The following is a 19,808-nucleotide window of genomic DNA, read 5'->3' as shown; positions in this document are numbered from 1 at the left end:
TCATTTCCTGGGCGCCGAAGGCGCCTTACGCCACGAGCAACATCACGAGCGGCAACACCGGCAGCAATGCGTCGATGCGATCCAGCACCCCGCCATGCCCCGGCAACAGCGCGCTCGAATCCTTCACGCCCGCCTGGCGCTTGAGCAGCGACTCGAACAGATCGCCGACGACGCTGAAGGCGACGAGGCCGGTGAGCGCCAGGAGCGCCCGTACTGCGCCGAGCTTGGTCGGCAACGTCGAAAATAGCGTAGGCGCGAACGCTTCGCTTGCCATCGCCACGCCGCCCACGACGAGCACGGCGATCCAGCCTCCCACGGCGCCTTCCCAGGTTTTACCCGGGCTGATGGTCACCGCGAGCTTGTGCTTGCCGAAAGCCTTGCCGGAGAAGTATGCGCCGATGTCCGCAAGCCAGACGACGATCAGCACCGAAAGCACGAACGCGACGCCAATCGTGCGCGCGAGCACCAGCGCATGCCAGCAGGCGACGAAGACGACAAGCCCCGCCAGGACGAGGAACGCGCGCCACGCACCGTGTGCAAGCTGCGGCTTGCGGGCAAGCGCGAACGGACCCGCCAGGAGCCAGAATATCGCGGCCGCCTCGAAAAGCGGGCGCGTGGCCCGCATGCCGGGGCCGAGCCGCAGGCTCGCCAGCAGCGCCACCGCGGCCAGCGCGGCGTAGCCATACGAAGCGATGGCCGGCAAACCCAGAAGGCGCCCCCATTCCCATGCCGCCAGGACCACGACCAGTCCAATCAACGCACCGAACGCGCTTGCCGGCGCATAAAGCGTGACCGGAACAAACACGGCCAGCAAAACGATGGCCGTGACGACGCGAGTCTTCAGCATGGGAGGGAATCGACGTCCTGCGATTGCGGCTCGAGCTGTGCACTGGTGCGGCCGAAACGCCGCTCCCGGCGTCCATAAGAGGCAATGGCATCGGCGAGCGTATTGGCGTCGAAATCGGGCCAGAACGTCTCGGTGAAATAGAGCTCGGTGTACGCGAGTTGCCAGAGCAGGAAGTTGCTGATGCGCGTCTCGCCGCCTGTGCGGATGAACAGATCGGGCTCCGGCGCGTAAGCCATCGCCAGATGCCGGGAAAACGCGTCCTCGTCGAAATTCGCCGGCTGGCCTTGCTGCGCGGCCTCCTCGGCCGCCTTGCGGGCCGCCTGGAGGATATCCCAGCGCCCGCCGTAATTGGCGGCAATCGTCAGCGTCAGCCGTTCATTGCGTGCCGTTTTGGTTTCCGCGCGGCGAATGAGGTCTTGAATGCGCGTATCGAACTGCGACAGATCGCCCACGACGCGCAAGCGGATGCCGTTGGCGTGCAGCTTGCCGACCTCGCGCTCGAGCGCGGTCACGAAAAGCCGCATGAGGAACGACACTTCTTCCACGGGCCGGCGCCAGTTTTCGGAGCTGAACGCGAAAAGCGTCAGATATTCGACGCCCGCGCGTGCGCACGCCTCGACGGTCGCACGCACCGCATCGACGCCGCGCGTATGGCCCGCTACGCGCGGCAAACGTCGTTGCGTCGCCCAGCGGCCGTTGCCGTCCATGATGATCGCGACGTGGCGCGGAACGGCTGCGACATCGGGTACGCGAACAGTTGAGCTGGTATAAGTCATGGCCGCCGGGACAGATAACTGCTTTGAACGAAGTAAGACCGGGAAGACGTCGGGAAGCGCGTGGCCTCAGACCGTCATGATCTCGGCTTCTTTCGTATGCACGAGTTTCTCGATCTCGGCGACGTACTTGTCGGTGAGCTTTTGGACTTCGTCACTGGCGCGGCGTTCGTCGTCTTCGGAGATTTCCTTGTCCTTGACGAGTTTCTTGAGCTGCTCGTTGGCGTCGCGGCGCAGATTGCGCACGGCGATCTTCGCCGTCTCGCCTTCGCTCTTGACGACTTTCGTCAGCTCGCGGCGGCGCTCCTCGGTCAGCGCCGGCATCGGCACCCGGATCAAGTCGCCCTGCGTGGCGGGATTCAGCCCGAGATCCGACTCGCGGATCGCCTTTTCGACCACGGCGACCATCTTCTTTTCCCAAGGCTGCACGCCGATCGTGCGCGCATCGATGAGCGTCAGGTTGGCGACCTGCGAAATAGGCACGTTCGATCCGTAGTAGTCGACCTGGATATGATCGAGCAGGCCCGTATGGGCGCGCCCGGTGCGGATCTTCGCCAGATCGCTCTTGAACGCCTCGATCGAACGCTGCATCTTCTGATCGGCGCCCTTTTTTATGTCTGCCAGACTCATTTAAACCTCCGAACCTTCATAACAGTGCGGATCGCCCGCGCGCCAGCGGCGCGCATGACCACGGACAAGCCGCGGCGGGCGTTTTCCGCGTTGTGCGAGAGTTTACACGTGGACCAGCGTACCCTCGTCCTCCCCCTGAATGATGCGCTTCAGTGCGCCGGGCTTGACGATCGAAAAAACGCGGATCGGCAGCTTCTGATCGCGGCACAGCGCAAACGCCGTCGCATCCATGACCTGGAGGTTGCGGCCGATCGCCTCGTCGAAGCTGATCGTCGCATAGCGCGTTGCCGACGCATCCTTGTTCGGGTCCGCGGAGTATACGCCGTCGACCTTCGTCGCCTTGAGCACCACCTCGGCGCCGATTTCCGAGCCGCGCAACGCCGCAGCCGTATCGGTCGTGAAGAACGGGTTGCCCGTACCGGCCGCGAAGATCACGACCTTGCCTTCCTCGAGTTGCCGGATCGCACGCGGACGGATGTACGGCTCGACCACCTGGTCCATGCGCAGCGCCGATTGCACGCGCGCCTCGATGCCCGCGTGCCGCATCGCGTCTTGCAGCGCAAGCGCGTTCATCATCGTCGCGAGCATGCCCATGTAGTCGGCCGTTGCGCGATCCATGCCCGCCGCACCGCCGGCCACGCCGCGAAAGATGTTGCCGCCGCCGATCACGACCGCGAGCTGCGTGCCGAGGCCAACCACCTCGGCGATGTCCGCCACCATTCTTTCGATCGTCGCGCGGTTGATGCCGAAGGCATCGTCGCCCATCAAAGCTTCGCCGGAGAGTTTGAGAAGAACGCGTTTATAGGCTGTGGGCATAGCGGTATCCGATCGCGCCGAAGGGAGTGACGACAATGTGGAACTGTAGGGGTGAAACATAAATTCGAGCAAGCACCGCCCACGCCGCGCCGCGCGCTCGCCGGGCAACTGGCAAAACCGCCACCCGGCAAAGCTTGCGCGCGATGACTAGGTAAAAACCCCTAGTCAATAGTCGGTGCCGCCGATGCCGCGAAGCGGGTTCGTACCGAACTCCGCATCGAGGCTCGCCTCGCCGCCCGAATGCACCGGCACCCGGACGCTTTCGAGGCAGGTACTTACTGTTGCTTGGCGGCTGCGACCTGCGCGGCCACTTCCGCCGCGAAATCGTCCTGCCGCTTTTCGATCCCTTCGCCGACGACGAAGAGCGCGAACTGCTGGACCGACGCATTGGCCGCCTTCAGCATCTGCTCGATCGTCTGCTTGTCGTTCTTCACGAACGGCTGATTCAGCAGCGACACTTCCTTCAGATACTTTTGCACGCTGCCTTCGACCATCTTCGCGACGATCTCGGCCGGCTTGCCCGATTCGGCAGCCTTTTGCTCGGCGATGCTGCGCTCTTTCGCGATCAGCTCGGCCGGCACTTCGCTCGCGGAGAGCGACACCGGCTTCATGGCGGCCACGTGCATGGCGACGTCCTTGCCGACTTGCTCGTCGGCGCCCGTGTACTCCACGAGCACGCCGATGCGCGTGCCGTGCAGGTAGGCCGCGAGCTTGTTGGTCGTCTCGAAGCGCATGAAGCGGCGGATCGACAGGTTTTCGCCGATCTTGCCGACGAGCGCGAGGCGCACGGCGTCGACCGTCTGGCCATTCAGCGTCAGCGCCGACAGCGCGGCCACATCGGCCGGCTTGTGCGCCACGACGAGTTCCGCGACTTGCTTGGCGAACGCGTTGAAATCGTCGTTCTTCGCGACGAAGTCCGTCTCGCAGTTCAATTCGATGAGCGCGCCCGCGTTGCCGCTGATGGACGAGACGATGATGCCCTCGGCCGTCACGCGCGAGGCGGCCTTGCTGGCCTTGTTGCCGAGCTTCACGCGCAGCAGCTCTTCCGCGCGGGACATGTCGCCTTCGGCTTCCGTCAGCGCCTTCTTGCACTCCATCATGGGCGCGTCGGTCTTCGCGCGCAGTTCTGCCACCATGCTTGCGGTAATTGCCGCCATCATTCGCTCCTTGAGTCTGTCTTTCATAGGCCGCCCGCTTTCGATGCGAACGGCAGGCATTCGTTCGCGGCACGCGCCAAAACCGCCGCGCCGCATCAACGGCCGTCGCCGCGGCCGAAACTCAAAAAAGGGGGCCCCTGAAAGCCCCCTTTTTTGCCGGCCCCAGGGTTGCTTTACGCCTCCCCGTTGACCTCGACGAATTCGTCGCCGTCGCCTTCGCCGCGCACTGCCTGGACGACTTCGTTCACCGCATTCGCGCGGCCTTCGAGAATCGCGTCCGCCACGCCAGCCGCGTAGAGCGCCACAGCCTTGCTCGCGTCGTCGTTACCGGGGATCACGTAGTCGATCCCTTCCGGCGAGTGGTTCGTGTCGACCACGGCGATGACCGGAACGCCCAGCTTGTTGGCTTCCGTCACGGCGATCTTGTGATAGCCGACGTCCACGACGAAGATCGCATCGGGAATGCCGCCCATGTCCTTCACGCCACCGATCGACTTCTGGAGCTTCGCGATTTCACGTTCGAACAACAGGGCTTCCTTCTTGCTCATGCGCTCGGTCTCGCCTGCCTCGACGGCCGTCTCCATGTCCTTCAAGCGCTTGATCGAAACCTTCAGCGTCTTGAAGTTGGTCAGCATGCCGCCGAGCCAGCGGGCGTTCACGTAAGGCATGCCGCAGCGCTGCGCCTCTTCGGCGATGGTGTCGCGCGACTGACGCTTCGTACCCACGAAAAGGATCGTGCCCCGATTCGCCGCCAGCTGACGCACGTACTTCAGCGCGTTGTTGTACATCGGCAGCGTCTTTTCGAGGTTGATGATGTGAATCTTGTTGCGATGACCGAAGATGAACGGGGCCATCTTGGGGTTCCAGAAGCGGGTCTGGTGACCGAAGTGGACACCGGCTTCCAGCATTTGACGCATGGTGACTGCCATTGAAATTCTCCGCGAGGGTTGGGCCTTAAGCCGGCTGCAGTAACGGATGCGCGACAGGCGTGCACGGACGATCTCGCCGATGCTCGCGTATCATGCGCACCCGGCACCCTGGGTGCGCCGGCTTGCGATTTACTCAAAATTTGACTCTTTGACTTCCAGCCGCCGAAGCCCCGAGCGAATCAAACACGGAATGAAACACGAATTCCGCCGGGCACCATTGACGACTAGCCAGAAAGTATATCACGCTCGCGGCGTCCGCCTCAACACCGACCTTGGTTTCAGCCGGCGGCTCTATATGGTGCGATAATCCGGCAATCCGCGTCCCATGCTGGCACTCCAATGGCTATCACGATCAAAAACGAATACGACGTCGAGCAAATGCGCATCGCGTGCCGACTTGCGAGCGAAGTGCTCGACTACATCACGCCCTTTGTCAAACCGGGCGTGTCGACGGGCGAGCTCGACCGGCTCTGCCACAACTACATGCTCGACGTGCAAGGCACGATCCCGGCGCCGCTCAATTATCAGCCGCCCGGCTACCCGCCCTATCCGAAGGCAACGTGCATTTCGGTGAACGACGTCATCTGTCACGGCATTCCGGGCGACAAGATCGTCAAGAACGGCGACGCCCTGAATATCGATATCACGGTCATCAAGAACGGCTATTTCGGCGATACGAGCCGAATGTTCATCGCCGGCGAAGGCTCGATTCTCGCCAGGCGGCTCGCCCAGACGACCTACGAGTGCATGTGGCTCGGAATCGAGCAGGTGCGCCCGGGCGCGCGGCTCGGCGATATCGGCCATGCCATTCAGAAGCACGCCGAGGCACACGGCTACAGTGTCGTGCGCGAATACTGCGGCCACGGTATCGGCAAGGTCTTCCATGAAGATCCCCAGGTGCTTCATTACGGCCGCCCCGGCACCGGTCTCGAGCTCCAAAAGGGCATGATCTTCACGATCGAGCCGATGATCAATGCCGGGCGCCGCGAGATTCGCACGATGCCCGATCAATGGACCGTCAAGACGCGCGACCGCAGTCTGTCGGCGCAGTGGGAGCATACGGTGCTCGTCACCGATACGGGCTTCGACGTGCTGACCGTTTCGGCCGGAACGCCCGAACGGCCCCGTCTGTCCGTCGCCGCCTAGCGGCGGCGCGCATCCGGTCAGTTGGCGGGCCGCGGCGCGCATCGCGCGCGAGCGGCGGCGCCCGCTGCCTGGCCACCGTTTGTTGCCACCGTCAGCCGCATCTTCGTCGTCACATGAGCGTCCCCGCCGCCCCGCCCCACTCCATGTCGCTCAAAGCGGATTACCGCGTCGCCAAGACGGCGCTTCTCGATCGCTTCAAAACCGCCGGCAATGTCGATGCGGCCATGCGCGCGCTCGCGCGCGCCACGGACGACGCGTTGCGCCGCGCGTGGCTCGCCTGCGAAATGCCGGCCTCGCTCGCGCTCGTCGCCGTCGGCGGGTACGGTCGCGGCGAGCTTTCGCCCTATTCCGACATCGACATTCTCGTGCTGTTGCACGAAACCCCCGGGCCCGAGCTCGAAGCGCGCATCGAGCGGTTCATCGGCATGGCGTGGGACCTCGGGCTCGAACTGGGTAGCAGCGTGCGCACCGTCGACGAATGCATCGACGAAGGAGAGCGCGACATCACGGTGCGCACATCCTTGCTCGAAGCGCGACGCATCACGGGCAGCACGGCGCTCTTTCAGCGTTTCGCACTGCGCTTTAACGAAACGCTCGACGCGCGCGCATTTTTCCAGGCGAAGGTCCTCGAAATGCGTCAGCGCCACGCGAAATTCCAGGACTCGCCGTATAGCCTCGAACCCAATGTCAAGGAAAGTCCCGGCGGGCTGCGCGACTTGCAGCTGATTCTTTGGATCGCCCGCGCCGCCGGCTTCGGCAGCAGTTGGCGCGAGCTCGACCAGCGCGGTCTCATTACGGCGCGCGAAGCGCGTGAGCTGCGCCGCAACGAAGGCTTCCTGAAGATGCTGCGTGCCCGTTTGCATCTGATCGCGGGGCGCCGCCAGGATGTGCTCGTTTTCGATCTGCAAACCGCTGCCGCCGAGAGCTTCGGCTACCACTCGACGCAGGCGCGGCGGGCGAGCGAGCAGCTCATGCGCCGCTATTACTGGGCAGCGAAAGCCGTGACGCAGCTCGCGACGATCCTGATTCAGAATGTCGAGGCGCAGCTCTTCCCGCGCACGAGCGGCATTACGCGCGTGCTATCGGATCGCTTCGTCGAGAAGCAAGGCATGATCGAGATCGTCAGCGACGACGTGTTCGAGCGCGCGCCGTCCGCCATTCTCGAGGCGTTCGTGCTCTACGAGGCCACGCCTGGCACCAAGGGGCTGTCGGCACGCACGCTGCGAGCGCTTTACAACGCCCGCGAGATCATGGATTCGCGCTGGCGCAAGGCGCCCGAGAACCGGCGCCTCTTCATGCAGATCCTCAAAGAGCCGCAGGGCATCACCCATGCACTGCGCCTCATGAATCAAACGAGCGTGCTCGGCCGGTATTTACTGAATTTTCGTCGCATCGTCGGCCAGATGCAGCACGACCTCTATCACGTCTATACGGTCGATCAGCACATTCTGATGGTGCTGCGCAATCTGCGCCGTTTCGCCCTGGCCGAGCATGCGCACGAGTACCCGTTTTGCAGTCAGTTGATGGCCAATTTCGAGCACCACTGGGTGCTCTACGTGGCCGCGCTTTTTCATGACATCGCGAAAGGCCGCGGAGGCGATCATTCGACGCTCGGCATGGCCGACGCGCGACGCTTTTGCCGCGAGCACGGCATCACGGGAGACGACGCCTCGCTGATCGTCTGGCTCGTGCAGCAGCATCTGACGATGAGTCAGGTTGCGCAAAAGCAAGACACCAGCGACCCGGCTGTCATCAAGCAATTCGCCGAACTCGTCGGCACCGAACGGCGGCTCACCGCGCTATATCTGCTGACGGTAGCCGATATCCGCGGCACGAGCCCCAAGGTCTGGAACACCTGGAAAGGCAAGCTGCTCGAGGACCTTTACCGCATGACACTCGCCGTGCTCGGCGGCGCACGCCCCGACGAGCACTCCGAGCTCAAGACGCGCAAGGAGGAAGCGCTCGCGCTGCTGCGGCTCGAGACCGTGCCGGAGAACGCCCAGCGCGCGCTTTGGGAGCAGCTCGACGTCGGCTACTTCCTGCGGCACGACGCCGCCGATATCGCCTGGCAAACGCGCGTGCTGTATCGCCACGTCGAAGCCGAGGCGCCCATCGTACGCGCACGCCCGGCGCCCATCGGCGAAGCGCTGCAAGTGCTCGTCTATGTGCGCGATCGCCCGGATCTGTTCGCCGGCATTTGCGCCTACTTCGAGCGCAACGGATTGTCCGTGCTCGACGCCCGCATCAGCACGACCCGCCACGGCTATGCGCTCGACAACTTCATCGTCGCGCATCCGGAGCAAGACGTGCAGTATCGCGATATCGCGAATCTCGTGGAGCAGCAGCTCAGTGCCTGGCTTTCATCGGGCGAGCCGTTGCCCGAGCCGTCCAAGGGCCGGCTGTCGCGCCTTTCGCGCACGTTCCCGATCACGCCGCGCGTCGATTTGCGGGCCGACGAGCGCGGCCAGTACTACATTCTCTCGGTCTCGGCAAACGACCGGCTGGGTCTGCTTTATTCGATCGCGCGTGTGCTCGCCGACCATTGTGTCGGCGTGCATGCCGCTCGCATCAATACGCTCGGCGAACGCGTCGAAGACGTCTTTCTGCTCGATGGCCGCGGTCTGTCCGACAGCCGGCTGCAAATTCAGCTGGAAACCGAACTGCTGCGAGCCATCGCGCTATAGGCGCAGTTTCATCGCCGCGCTGGCCCTACGCCCGCGGTCCCGTTTTTTAGAGAATCTATGCGCGTCAAACTGACAGCCAAGCATCCGCGACCGGACACACCGGATCGCGCTCCCGTTCGTTCCGGCAGCCCGTCGGCACGCAAGCCGGCGCGAGGTGCCGCAGCACCGCGTGCAGCGGGCACAGCGCCCGGCAAGGCAGCGCCGGCGCCACGCGCCCCCGCCGCGAAAGCCACAGGCGGCGCGCGGGACGCAGGCACGGCACTCGCGCGTCGCACGCGCGAGGACAAGCCGGGCTCGTCGCCCGGTGAAAGAAGCCGGCGACCGGCAGCACCGGGCGCCCGCAGGGCAACCGCGTCCGGCGGTTCGCCGGCAGGCGCGCCGGCCGGCGTGCCGCGCAGCCGTGAGCGCGACAGCGCAGCGGGAACTCGCAGGGCTGCGGCAAGCAACGATAAGCGCACGGGAGCCGTCGCAAACGAAACGGGAAGCCGCACGCCGCGAACCGGAACGGGCATCGGCAAACGCACGGCTGCCGCCGGCGACGTGAGTCGGAGTGACGCCCGCGCGCCCCGGGCTGCGGCAAGCCACGACAGACGCACGGGGGCTGGCTTCAACGAAAGCGGAACCCGCACGCCGAGGACCGGAACGGGCAGCGGCAAACGCACGGCTGCCGCTGGCGACGTGAGTCGGAGTGACACCCGCACGCCGAGGACCGCAACGGGCAGCGGCAAACGTGGAGGCGCCACCGCGAACGAAAGCGGAACGCGCGCGCTCCACCGGAGCGCAGCGGGCACGGGCAAACGCTCGGGCGCCGCCGTGCAAGCGCGGCCCGAGCGCTTGACCGGCTCGCCGGTCAAGCGCCAGCCGACGGAACGTGCGGAACGTGCCGAACGTCCGGAGCGTGCCGGGCGTCCTGAGCACCGCCCGCGCAGCGCCGCCGCAGTAAAGGCCCCGGCGAACCCCGAAACGGCGGGGACGATGCGCCTATCGAAACGCATGTCGGAACTCGGGCTGTGTTCGCGCCGGGAAGCCGATGAGTGGATTGCGAATGGCTGGGTGCGCGTCGATGGCGAACGAATCGATACGCTCGGCGCTCGCGTACGCCCCGATCAGAAGATAGACATCACGCGCGATGCGCACGCCGCGCAATCGCGGCAAGTCACGATCCTTCTGCACAAGCCCGTCGGCTACGTGTCGGGACAGGCCGAAGACGGCTACGAACCCGCCGTCACGCTCGTCACCGCGGCCAATCGCTGGGACGGGGACCGTTCGCCCGTGCGCTTCTCCCCGAGTCATCTGCGCGCGCTGGCGCCCGCTGGCCGCCTCGATATCGATTCGACGGGGCTGCTCGTGCTGACACAGGACGGCCGCGTCGCAAAGCAACTGATCGGCGAGCATTCGAGCGTGGAAAAGGAATATCTCGTACGTGTGACCTACGGCGAGCACACGACCGATGTCGATCAGCACTTTCCCGCCGACAAACTCGCGTTGCTGCGGTTCGGTTTGTCGCTCGATGACGCGGCGCTGAAACCGGCCAAGGTCAGTTGGCAAAACGGCGAACAGCTACGCTTTGCCCTGCGCGAAGGAAAGAAGCGGCAAATCCGTCGCATGTGCGAACTCGTCGGCTTGCACGTCGTCGGACTGAAGCGTGTCCGCATGGGCCGCGTGGCGCTGGGCGCACTGCCGCAGGGAAAATGGCGTTATCTGCTGGCGGACGAGGCGTTTTGAACAGCGACGCCGTCCGGGGCTCGCTCTCGCGAGCTCGCCCGGACGAACGGCAAGCGCGCGTCAGTCGTCGCTGTTGGGGTCGAGATCGGGGAAGAGCACCTCGGTGAAGCCGAAATTCGAGAAATCGGTTATCCGCATCGGATAGAGCTTGCCGATCAGATGATCGCATTCGTGCTGCACGACGCGCGCATGAAAGCCTTCCGCCACGCGGTCGATCGGCTGCCCATACTGATCGAACCCGTGGTAGCGGATCATCGAAAATCGTCCGACGATCCCGCGCATGCCCGGCACTGACAGGCACCCTTCCCAGCCCTCTTCCGTATCTTGCGATACCGGTGTGATGGTCGGGTTGATGAGCACCGTCTCAGGCACCGGCGGTGCCTCGGGATAGCGTTCGTTGTGTCCGAAGCCGAAGATGACCACCTGCTGATCGACACCGATCTGCGGTGCGGCAAGCCCCGCGCCGTTGGCGGCATGCATCGTCTCGAACATGTCCGCGATGAGTGCATGAAGCTCGGGGGTGTCGAAATGATCGACGGGCTGGGCAATGCGCAAAAGGCGCGGATCGCCCATCTTGAGAATTTCGCGAATCATGGATTGTGACCCTCCAGAAGCTTGCGCATACCGTCTTCGTCGAGCACGGGAATGCCGAGTTCCTCGGCTTTCGCAAGCTTGCTGCCCGCCTCGCTTCCCGCCACCACATAATCGGTTTTCTTCGATACGGAGCCGGACACCTTTGCGCCGGCCGCCTCCAACAGTTCCTTCGCGTCTTCGCGCGAGTATGTCGGCAGCGTACCGGTCAACACGACGGTCTTGCCGGCCAGCGCGCCTTGCGGCGCGCGCGGCGCCGGCGGCCCTTCGGGCCAGCTCACTTTGCCGGGCGCCCGCAACTGTTCGATGACAGTCCGATTGTGCTCTTCTGCGAAGAACTGATGAATCGACTCGGCCACGACGGGGCCGACATCGTTGACTTCGAGCAATTCCTCCATCGACGCGTTCATCAACGGATCGAGCGAGCCGAAATGCCGCGCGAGGTCCTTCGCCGTCGATTCGCCCACATGGCGAATACCGAGCGCATAGATGAAGCGGGCAAGCGTCGTGTGCTTGGCCTTTTCGAGCGAATCAAGCAGATTCTGCGCCGATTTTTCGGCAAAGCGGTCGAGTTGGGCCAGCGTCGCAAAGCCCAGATTGAAAAGATCGGCCGGTGTACGCACGAGCTGCTGCTCGACGAGCTGGTCGATGATCTTTTCACCGAGGCCATCGATATCGAGCGCGCGGCGCTGCGCAAAATGCCAGATGGCCTGCTTGCGCTGCGCAGGACAGAACAGCCCACCGGTGCATCGTGCGACGGCTTCGTCCGGCAGCCGCTCGATGCGCGAACCGCAGACCGGGCAGTGCGTGGGCATCACGAACTCGCGTGCGTTCTCGGGCCGGCGCTCGAGCATGACGGACACGAGCTCGGGAATCACATCGCCCGCGCGTCGTACGACGACGGTGTCGCCAATGCGGGCGTCCTTGCGGCGTACCTCGTCTTCGTTGTGCAAGGTGGCGTTCGTGACGGTCACGCCGCCGACGAAGACCGGCTTCAGCCGCGCCACCGGCGTAATCGCGCCCGTGCGCCCGACGTTGACGTAGATGTCGAGCAGCTCCGTCATGGCCTCTTCGGCGGGGAATTTATGCGCGAGCGCGAAACGCGGCGCTCTCGAAACGAATCCGAGCCGGTCCTGCTCCTCTCGCCGATTGACCTTGTAGACCACGCCGTCGATCTCGTAAGGCAACGACTTGCGTTTTTCGCCGATACGTCGGAAGAATTCGAGGAGCCCTTGCGCGCCGTTGACCGTGGCGCGTTCGGCGCACACCGGCAACCCGAGCTCGCCGTACCAGTCGAGCAGCGCGCTATGGGTACCGGGCATCTCGATACCGTCGAGCTCGCCGATGCCGTATGAAAAAAAGGAAAGCGGCCGATGAGCGGTGATTCTCGGATCGAGCTGCCTCAGACTGCCCGCCGCCGCATTGCGCGGATTCGCGAATTCGCGTTGCTCGGCTTCGCGTTGACGCGCGTTGAGCCGCTCGAAGTCGCGCTTGAACATCAGCACCTCGCCTCGCACCTCGACGAGGCGCGGCACGCGATCGCCCTTCAGCTTGAGCGGAATGGAACGGATCGTACGCACGTTCTGGGTCACATCCTCGCCCGTCGCGCCATCGCCGCGCGTCGCTGCCTGCACGAGCCGGCCGTTCTCGTAGCGCAGCGCGATCGCGAGGCCGTCGAACTTCAGCTCGCACGCGTATTCGACCGATTCGCTGTGGAGCACGTCGGCAACGCGTTTGTCGAAGGCGACGATATCTTCGTCGGTAAAGCCGTTGTTCAGCGAGAGCATCGGCACCGCATGGTGCACGGGCGCGAAGCCGCTCGACGCCTGGCCGCCGACACGCTGCGTCGGCGACTCGGGCGTGATCAGATCGGGATGTTCGCTTTCGATGCGCTGCAGTTCGAGAAAGAGCCGGTCGTATTCGGCATCGGGCAGCTCGGGCTGATCGAGCACGTAGTACTGATAGTTGGCGCGATCGAGCTCCGCACGCAGCCATGCTGCGCGCTCGGCGGGTTGGTCTGTCGGTGCTTGTGCAGTGTGTGGGGCCATGCCGGGGCGCTCTTGTTCGATTTCGAGTTCACCCCGGCATTATCGCAGCGCCCGTCATGCGCGCAAGCCGTCCGGCGTCATTGACTGAATAACCGGCGCGTCGCCGCGGAGCCGGCGGGAATGCCGGCCTCCTCGAGCTTGGCGTAAAGCGTCATCAGTTGTTTTTCGATCGCCAGCAGCGCGGACTCGGGAAGCGGCCGACGCTGATCGTCGACGACACGCCCGCCGATGCGCTCGGCCAGCGACTTCGCGTAGTCGCACATGAGCCTGAACGGCAGAATATCCTCGTCGGCCACCGGCACATCGAGAATCAGCGTGATCATCTGCCCGCCCTTGTAGGTCAGGTCATCGCGCAGGAAGTTGGTGTCGCCGAACTGCAGCATGAAAACGGGGCTTTGCCTCGCATCGAGCTTGACGAAGCGCGTACCGTCGCGCGAGAGCAGCAATCCGTCCTGGGAAGCCACGGCCTGCACGTAGTTGGCCGACCAGGGCGCCCCGTCCGAGAGCACGTTGATCGACAACTGCGCGTCGCACTGCGCCGCGAAGCTGTCGAGTTCGCGCGCCATCGACACCGTTTCGAGCATGTCCGGAAATTCGGGTGCGCCGTCGACCGCGTCGGCGAACTGCTGCACACCGGAGACGAATTCCGAGAACTCGAGCTCGTTCAACGCACCGCCGCGGTTCGCCAGCTGGACAGCCGCGCGCAGTTCGTCATAACGTTGCCCGTTTTGCAGCAGCTCCCAGGCGCCGGCGCCTTCGGCCTTGCCCTCGATATAGACGGGCTTGCTGCCGGCTCGGCGCAATCGCTGCGCGAACGGCACCGCTTTATCGCCGGCAACGGAGCCGCCGAGTTTGATCGGCACCACGCAGTCGATGCGGCGATCGACGACATGCGGCGGCGCCGAGGAAATCGTCGTGGCAGCCGGCGCGACGGGCGCATCGGACATCTGCTCCGCGTGCCGCGCTCCGGGCACGTCGCGCGACAGATCGCCGTCGGGCACCGTCGCGTCCGCTTGAAGATCGGCCGGCGTGTCGAGCGGTGCGGCACCAAAGCTCGGTTCGATCCTGGCCGCCTCGGCTGCGGCCGGCGCATCGGAGAGCGCCGGCTCGCGGCGAACGTTTGCGCGCGCGGGCTCGATAAACGGCCGCTCCTCCTCGGAATCGTGACGCGCAAGTGCTTCGGCGGCGTCGGGCGGCATCGGTCTTGGCATCCTGCGGCGCACTTTCGCCCCCTGCCATGCGTTGTATCCGACCACTCCCGCCACCACCACGGCGCCCGCGCCGATCAACCCGAGTGTCAACTCGTCCATGCACGCTCCATGAAGCACGTTCTTTCGTCGAGGGCGGCCGTGCAGTGTGCCGACCGCCGCTGTCGTTCGTTCAAGCCGTATTCTGTGCGAAACCGGCCGCGGTTTCCATGTCGACCGCCACGATGCGCGAGACACCTTGCTCCTGCATCGTCACGCCGATCAGTTGCTGCGCCATCTCCATCGCGATCTTGTTGTGCGAAATGAAGAGGAACTGCGTCTTTTCGGACATGGCACGCACGAGATTGGCAAAGCGTTCCGTGTTCGCGTCGTCGAGCGGCGCATCGACCTCGTCGAGCAGGCAGAACGGCGCGGGATTGAGCTGGAACATCGCGAAGACGAGCGCCGTGGCCGTCAGCGCCTTCTCGCCGCCCGACAGCAAGTGGATGGTCGAATTTTTCTTGCCGGGCGGCTGGGCCATCACCTGCACGCCCGCATCGAGAATCTCGTCGCCGGTCATGATGAGCTTCGCCTGCCCGCCGCCGAAAAGCCGCGGGAAGAGCTCGCCGAAATGCCGGTTGACTTCGTCGAACGTGCCTTGCAGCAGCGTACGGGTCTCCTGGTCGATCTTGCGGATGGCGTCTTCGAGCGTATCGATGGCGGCCGTCAGGTCGGCCGATTGTGCGTCGAGGAACGTCTTGCGCTCGGTCGCGGCCGCCAGCTCGTCGAGCGCCGCCATATTGACGGGCCCCAACGCATTGATCGCGTTGTTGATGCGCGTCACTTCCCCTTGCAGGTACGACGGCTTCATATCCGGCGTCAGCTTTTGCTGCAGCTCGGCTTCGTCGACACCCGCCTCGGCGAGTTGCTCGACGAACTGCTCGCCGGCGATGCGCGCCGCTTGCTCCTTCAACTGCAGCTCGGTGATGCGCTCGCGCAGCGGCTGCAGCGAACGCTCGGTCGTCAACCGCATTTCGTCGGCATGACGCAGCTTCGCCGTCAGGTCGTCGAGCTCGATGCGCGCGGCGCCGAGCGCGGCTTCCTTTTCGGCGCGCACAGCGAGCGCGTCCTGGAGGCCCGTATGCGCGGTCTGCTCGTTGATCGATTCGAGTTCCGCGCGGGCGTCCTCGAGAGAGGCCGCGACGCGTTCGCTCTGTTCTTGCGCGATTTGAATGCCGCGCTTGAGCTCCTCGATCCGATTGGCCATGTTGCGCGCGGCGAAGCGCGCGTCGGTGGCCGCCCGGTCGAGATCGCGGGCCTCCGTGCGCGCCGCGCTCAGCGTTTCGTCGAGTGCTTCGAACGCGAGCTGATCGTCCTCGAAACGGGCCTGCAACGCGGCAAGCTCGCCGTCGTGGCGCTCGAAGTTCGCCTCGGATTCGGCGCGCTGCGCACGCTGATCCTCGATCTGCGCGCCGATTTCGTCCAGTTCCTCGCGAATCTGCGTGCTGCGCTGGGTATAGCGCTCGTGCGCTTGCGTGAGCTTCAGCACGTCGAGCTGCAGCGCATGCACGCGCTGGGTCGCCCGCTCGAGCTGCGCGCGCGCGTCGGCCAGAGCTTGCGTCGCCTGGGTGTGCGCCGCATCGGCGCGAATCGCCGCGGTCTTCGCCTCGTCCGCCAACAAAGTCTGCGCGCGCAATTGGCGTGTGAGGTTCTCGATCTCCTGCTCGCGGGCCAACATGCCGGCCTGCTCGGAATCCGCCGCGTAAAGCTGAACGCCTACACGCGTGAGTACGTGCCCCGCCTTGACGACGAAAGCCGCCCCCTCCGGCAACTGCGTGCGCTGGGCGAGCGCCGAGCCCAGATCGTCGGCGACGTACACATGACCGAGCCAGTCGGCCAGCACCGCGCGCAGCCCCGCGTCGTCGATGCGCATGAGCGAGAGCAACGGCCGCAGGCCCGGGGCCTGCTCGCGCGGCACGCCAGCCGAAGGCGGCGCGTAGAACGCAAGCTTGGCCGGGGGCGCATCGCTCGCGAACGCCTTGACCCAGTCGAGATTGGAGATCTCGAGCGCGGCGAGCCGTTCGCGCAGCACCGATTCGAGCGCCGTTTCCCAGCCCGTTTCGACATGCAGCTTCTTCCACAGACGCGGCAAACTTCCCAGTTCGTGTTTGTCGAGCCAGGGCTGAATCTTGCCGTCGGTCTGTACGTTTTCCTGCAAATGCTTGAGCGCGACGAGCCGCGCTTCGAGCTGATGGATGCGCGCCGTTTCCGTTTGCGTGCGCTCGTGCGCCTCGCGCCGCGCCGCGTCGAGCGCCGGCAGCGCGCCCTCGGCCTCGGCCAGACGCGCCTGCGCATCGCGTTGGATCTCCTCATGCTCGGCAAGCTGCATGCGCCCTTCCTCGAGCTGCACCTCGTCCGGCGCGTCGAGGCCACCCGCCTCCGCCTTCAGGCGCTCGTGGCGCTGTTGCAACTGCTGCAACTGTTGATCGGCATTGCGCTGATGCGCTGCCTCGAGCTTGAGCGCCTGTTCGGTCTGGGCGATCTCGCCGCGCTCGTCGTTCAGCCGCGCCTGCGCATCGCGCCATTGCGCCTCGAGCGCCGGCAATGCATCGTGCTTCGCCGCCGCCGCGTCTTCCGCCAGCGCGGCCTTTTCTTCGGCGATGGCGAGCTGTGCATCGGCATCCTCGAGCTCGCCGCGCGCCTTTTCGGCCTGCGCCTGCCATTGCTCGCGCTGCGCCGTCAGCGCCGCGATCTGGGCCTGCACGCGATTGCGCGACTCGACGATGAACTTGATTTGCGCTTCGAGCCGGCTCACCTCGGAATTCGCTTCGTATAGAGCGCCCTGCGCACCCTGCATTGCGTCGCTCGCGGCATAGTGCGCGACGCGCAACGTCTCCAGTTCGGCTTCGACTTCGCGCAGGCGCGCGGTCTGCGCCTCGAGATCGATCTGCGCCTCGGAAATGGCGCGCTGTTGCCGCGCCTGCTCGGCAGCGGCCTCGTTCTTGCGCAAGAGCCACAGCAGCCGCTGTTTTTCCTCGCCTTGCGCCTGCAGCGTCTTGAACTCGGTCGCGACGACGGCCTGCGCCTCGAGCTTTTCGAGGTTGGCGCTCAGTTCGCGGACGATGTCCTCCACGCGCGTCAGATTCTCGCGCGTGTCGTGCAGGCGGTTCTCCGTCTCGCGGCGCCGCTCTTTGTACTTCGACACGCCGGCGGCTTCCTCGAGAAAGACCCGCAGATCTTCGGGCTTGGCCTCGATGATCCGGGAGATCATGCCCTGCCCGATGATCGCGTAAGCGCGCGGCCCCAGGCCGGTGCCGAGGAAGATGTCCTGAATGTCGCGCCGGCGCGCGGGCAGGTTGTTGATGTAGTAGCTCGACGTGCCGTCGCGCGTGAGCACGCGCTTCACCGCGATTTCGGCGTACTGCCCCCATTGGCCGGCCGCGCGGCCGTCGGCATTGTCGAATACGAGCTCGACGCTCGCGCGGCTGCCGGGCTTGCGCGCAGTCGAGCCGTTGAAGATCACGTCCTGCATCGACTCGCCGCGCAGCTCGGAGGCGCGCGACTCGCCCAGCACCCAGCGCACGGCATCGATGATGTTCGATTTTCCGCAACCGTTGGGCCCGACGACACCGACCAGTTGGCCGGGGACCTGGAAGTGGGTGGGATCGACGAAGGACTTGAAGCCAGCGAGTTTGATCGAGGTCAGACGCACGGCGATATCGCTGATTGAATAGGGGAAGGTCGAACGGGCCGCGAGCCGCACGGCCCGCGGGCAAGTGGCAATCATACCATCGCCCCAATCGCGTCCCGGCCCATCGAGCGACGCAGCGCAACGGGGCGAGCCAGGGCGGCTATAATGGCCGCCTTCTCGATCGTCGCCGCACCGCGGCCGAGCCTGGAGCGCGCTGGCGGGCTTGGCCCCGTAGGCGTCGCCGGATTCGGCATGGTAGCGGGCGAGCACAGCCGCTTTCGATTTCGTCAACGCCGAAGCCCAACGTGAACCCTCGACTCGACAGCCTCCAGCCTTATCCGTTCGAAAAGCTGCGCGCCCTGCTCAAGGACTCGGCACCGCCGAGCGCGCTGCCTCACATCAGCTTCGGCATCGGCGAGCCCAAGCACGCCACGCCGAAGGTCGTCACCGATGCTGTCGTGGCATCGCTCGACACGCTGTCGAACTATCCCGCGACGGCGGGCTCGCCCGCGCTGCGCGAGGCGATCGCGCGCTGGGCCTCCCGGCGCTATGGTCTGCCCGCGCTCGATCCCGCAACCGAAGTGCTGCCCGTGTCGGGTTCGCGCGAAGCGCTTTTTTCGCTTGCGCAAGCGGTGGTGGACGGCTCGCGCTCGGATGCGGTCGTGCTCTGCCCCAACCCGTTTTATCAGATCTATGAGGGCGCGGCCCTGCTGGCCGGCGCGCAACCGTACTTCGCGAACAGCGACCCGGCACGCAACTTCGCGTGCGACTACCGCGCCGTGCCGCGAGACGTCTGGTCGCGCACGCAGTTGCTGTATGTCTGCTCGCCGGGCAATCCGACCGGAGCGGTGCTGACGCTCGACGATTGGCGCGAACTGTTCGCGCTCTCGGACGAGCACGGTTTCGTCATCGCCTCGGACGAGTGCTACTCCGAGATCTATTTCGACGAAGCCAAACCGCCACTCGGCAGCCTGGAGGCAGCTCACCGGCTCGGCCGCGGCTTCGAGCGTCTCGTCATGCTGTCGAGCCTGTCGAAGCGCTCGAACGTGCCCGGCATGCGCTCGGGCTTCGTGGCGGGCGATGCCCGATTGCTTCAACGCTTCTTGCTCTATCGGACCTATCACGGCGCCGCGCTTTCGCCTGTCTACCAGAGCGCGAGCATTGCCGCCTGGAGCGACGAAGCGCACGTGCGCGAAAACCGCGCGAAATACGTGAGCAAATTTTCGGCGGTCACGCCGATGCTTGCCGAGGTGCTCGACGTGAAGCTGCCCGACGCCGCGTTCTACCTCTGGGCCAACGTCGCACGCACCGGGCTCTCGGACACCGAATTCGCCCGGCGTCTTCACGCCGACTATAATGTGACCGTTTTGCCGGGCTCGTATCTCGCGCGCACCGCGCATGGCGTCAACCCCGGCCGGGATTTCATCCGCCTGGCGCTCGTCGCGAACGAGAGCGAGTGCGTCGAAGGCGCCCGGCGCATCGTCGATTTCTGCCGTTCGCTCGCTCGGTAGCGGTCGCGCCCGCGCGGCGGCTCGCCGCCGCCTGATTGCCGCACCGCTCAGCCGGGCCGGAACTGCCCATCCG

General features: G+C 65.2%; 14 protein-coding genes. 4 read left to right on the top strand and 10 right to left on the bottom strand.

The annotated features are described in order from the left end of the window. Positions 1-25: 25 nt before the first annotated feature. The 6 genes from ACR9ZC_RS15865 to rpsB form a co-directional block, all read right to left on the bottom strand. Positions 26-847 carry a phosphatidate cytidylyltransferase gene (locus ACR9ZC_RS15865; RefSeq protein WP_481581024.1) on the bottom strand — a complete coding sequence of 274 codons (822 nt, stop codon included), beginning with the start codon at positions 845-847 and terminating at the stop codon, positions 26-28. After that, on the bottom strand, positions 841-1,623 hold the full coding sequence (uppS, locus tag ACR9ZC_RS15860) for a polyprenyl diphosphate synthase (RefSeq protein ID WP_481581023.1): 783 nt from the start codon (positions 1,621-1,623) through the stop codon (positions 841-843). Before uppS ends, ACR9ZC_RS15865 begins: the two co-directional genes overlap by 7 nt. A 66-nt stretch (positions 1,624-1,689) precedes the next feature. Next, on the bottom strand, positions 1,690-2,250 hold the full coding sequence (frr, locus tag ACR9ZC_RS15855) for a ribosome recycling factor (RefSeq protein WP_331572785.1): 561 nt from the start codon (positions 2,248-2,250) through the stop codon (positions 1,690-1,692). A 102-nt stretch (positions 2,251-2,352) separates the two neighbouring features. Beyond that, positions 2,353-3,066, bottom strand: coding sequence for a UMP kinase (pyrH, locus tag ACR9ZC_RS15850; protein ID WP_173259036.1), 714 nt, complete (start codon positions 3,064-3,066; stop codon positions 2,353-2,355). 275 nt (positions 3,067-3,341) lie between these two features. After that, on the bottom strand, positions 3,342-4,223 hold the full coding sequence (tsf, locus tag ACR9ZC_RS15845; protein WP_481582683.1) for a translation elongation factor Ts: 882 nt from the start codon (positions 4,221-4,223) through the stop codon (positions 3,342-3,344). Positions 4,224-4,396: 173 nt separating this feature from the next. Beyond that, complete coding sequence (gene rpsB, locus ACR9ZC_RS15840; RefSeq protein ID WP_481581022.1) at positions 4,397-5,152, bottom strand: 30S ribosomal protein S2; 756 nt, start codon at positions 5,150-5,152, stop codon at positions 4,397-4,399. Positions 5,153-5,491: 339 nt separating this feature from the next. Between rpsB and map the strand changes: the two genes are divergently transcribed. The 3 genes from map to ACR9ZC_RS15825 all read left to right on the top strand — a co-directional run bounded on the left by map (position 5,492) and on the right by ACR9ZC_RS15825 (position 10,707). Then, entirely contained in the window at positions 5,492-6,298 is an 807-nt protein-coding gene (gene map / locus ACR9ZC_RS15835; RefSeq protein WP_331572781.1) for a type I methionyl aminopeptidase, read from the top strand. A 113-nt stretch (positions 6,299-6,411) separates the two neighbouring features. Then, on the top strand, positions 6,412-8,982 hold the full coding sequence (locus ACR9ZC_RS15830) for a [protein-PII] uridylyltransferase (protein ID WP_481581021.1): 2,571 nt from the start codon (positions 6,412-6,414) through the stop codon (positions 8,980-8,982). 678 nt (positions 8,983-9,660) lie between these two features. Further along, a complete protein-coding gene (locus ACR9ZC_RS15825) occupies positions 9,661-10,707 on the top strand; it encodes a pseudouridine synthase (protein WP_481581020.1) in 1,047 nt (348 codons plus the stop codon). 60 nt (positions 10,708-10,767) lie between these two features. Here ACR9ZC_RS15825 and def read toward each other — a convergent pair whose 3' ends face one another. The 4 genes from def to smc all read right to left on the bottom strand — a co-directional run bounded on the left by def (position 10,768) and on the right by smc (position 18,245). Next, positions 10,768-11,301 carry a peptide deformylase gene (gene def, locus ACR9ZC_RS15820; RefSeq protein WP_173259048.1) on the bottom strand — a complete coding sequence of 178 codons (534 nt, stop codon included), beginning with the start codon at positions 11,299-11,301 and terminating at the stop codon, positions 10,768-10,770. Further along, complete coding sequence (gene ligA, locus ACR9ZC_RS15815; RefSeq protein WP_440558707.1) at positions 11,298-13,346, bottom strand: NAD-dependent DNA ligase LigA; 2,049 nt, start codon at positions 13,344-13,346, stop codon at positions 11,298-11,300. The genes def and ligA overlap by 4 nt, the downstream gene beginning before the upstream one ends. 77 nt (positions 13,347-13,423) lie before the next feature. Beyond that, positions 13,424-14,656 (bottom strand): cell division protein ZipA C-terminal FtsZ-binding domain-containing protein, encoded by a 1,233-nt coding sequence (locus tag ACR9ZC_RS15810; RefSeq protein ID WP_481581019.1) that lies wholly within the window; start codon positions 14,654-14,656, stop codon positions 13,424-13,426. 70 nt (positions 14,657-14,726) lie between these two features. Then, complete coding sequence (smc, locus tag ACR9ZC_RS15805; protein ID WP_481582682.1) at positions 14,727-18,245, bottom strand: chromosome segregation protein SMC; 3,519 nt, start codon at positions 18,243-18,245, stop codon at positions 14,727-14,729. A gap of 284 nt (positions 18,246-18,529) precedes the next feature. Here smc and dapC point away from each other — a divergent pair, with 284 nt between their 5' ends. Next, positions 18,530-19,735 (top strand): succinyldiaminopimelate transaminase, encoded by a 1,206-nt coding sequence (gene dapC / locus ACR9ZC_RS15800; protein ID WP_481581018.1) that lies wholly within the window; start codon positions 18,530-18,532, stop codon positions 19,733-19,735. Positions 19,736-19,808 lie beyond the last annotated feature (73 nt).

The organism is Trinickia sp. HAY1-2D, from assembly GCF_056754935.1.
This window is presented reverse-complemented; position numbering and strand designations above follow the sequence as displayed.

What these genes read in the sequence shown, in the direction of transcription:
- ACR9ZC_RS15865 (WP_481581024.1), bottom strand. Translation starts at nt 847, where the DNA reads ATGCTGAAGACTCGCGTCGTCACGGCCATCGTTTTGCTGGCCGTGTTT.
- uppS (WP_481581023.1), bottom strand. Translation starts at nt 1,623, where the DNA reads ATGACTTATACCAGCTCAACTGTTCGCGTACCCGATGTCGCAGCCGTT.
- frr (WP_331572785.1), bottom strand. Translation starts at nt 2,250, where the DNA reads ATGAGTCTGGCAGACATAAAAAAGGGCGCCGATCAGAAGATGCAGCGT.
- pyrH (WP_173259036.1), bottom strand. Translation starts at nt 3,066, where the DNA reads ATGCCCACAGCCTATAAACGCGTTCTTCTCAAACTCTCCGGCGAAGCT.
- tsf (WP_481582683.1), bottom strand. Translation starts at nt 4,223, where the DNA reads ATGGCGGCAATTACCGCAAGCATGGTGGCAGAACTGCGCGCGAAGACC.
- rpsB (WP_481581022.1), bottom strand. Translation starts at nt 5,152, where the DNA reads ATGGCAGTCACCATGCGTCAAATGCTGGAAGCCGGTGTCCACTTCGGT.
- map (WP_331572781.1), top strand. Translation starts at nt 5,492, where the DNA reads ATGGCTATCACGATCAAAAACGAATACGACGTCGAGCAAATGCGCATC.
- ACR9ZC_RS15830 (WP_481581021.1), top strand. Translation starts at nt 6,412, where the DNA reads ATGAGCGTCCCCGCCGCCCCGCCCCACTCCATGTCGCTCAAAGCGGAT.
- def (WP_173259048.1), bottom strand. Translation starts at nt 11,301, where the DNA reads ATGATTCGCGAAATTCTCAAGATGGGCGATCCGCGCCTTTTGCGCATT.
- ligA (WP_440558707.1), bottom strand. Translation starts at nt 13,346, where the DNA reads ATGGCCCCACACACTGCACAAGCACCGACAGACCAACCCGCCGAGCGC.
- ACR9ZC_RS15810 (WP_481581019.1), bottom strand. Translation starts at nt 14,656, where the DNA reads ATGGACGAGTTGACACTCGGGTTGATCGGCGCGGGCGCCGTGGTGGTG.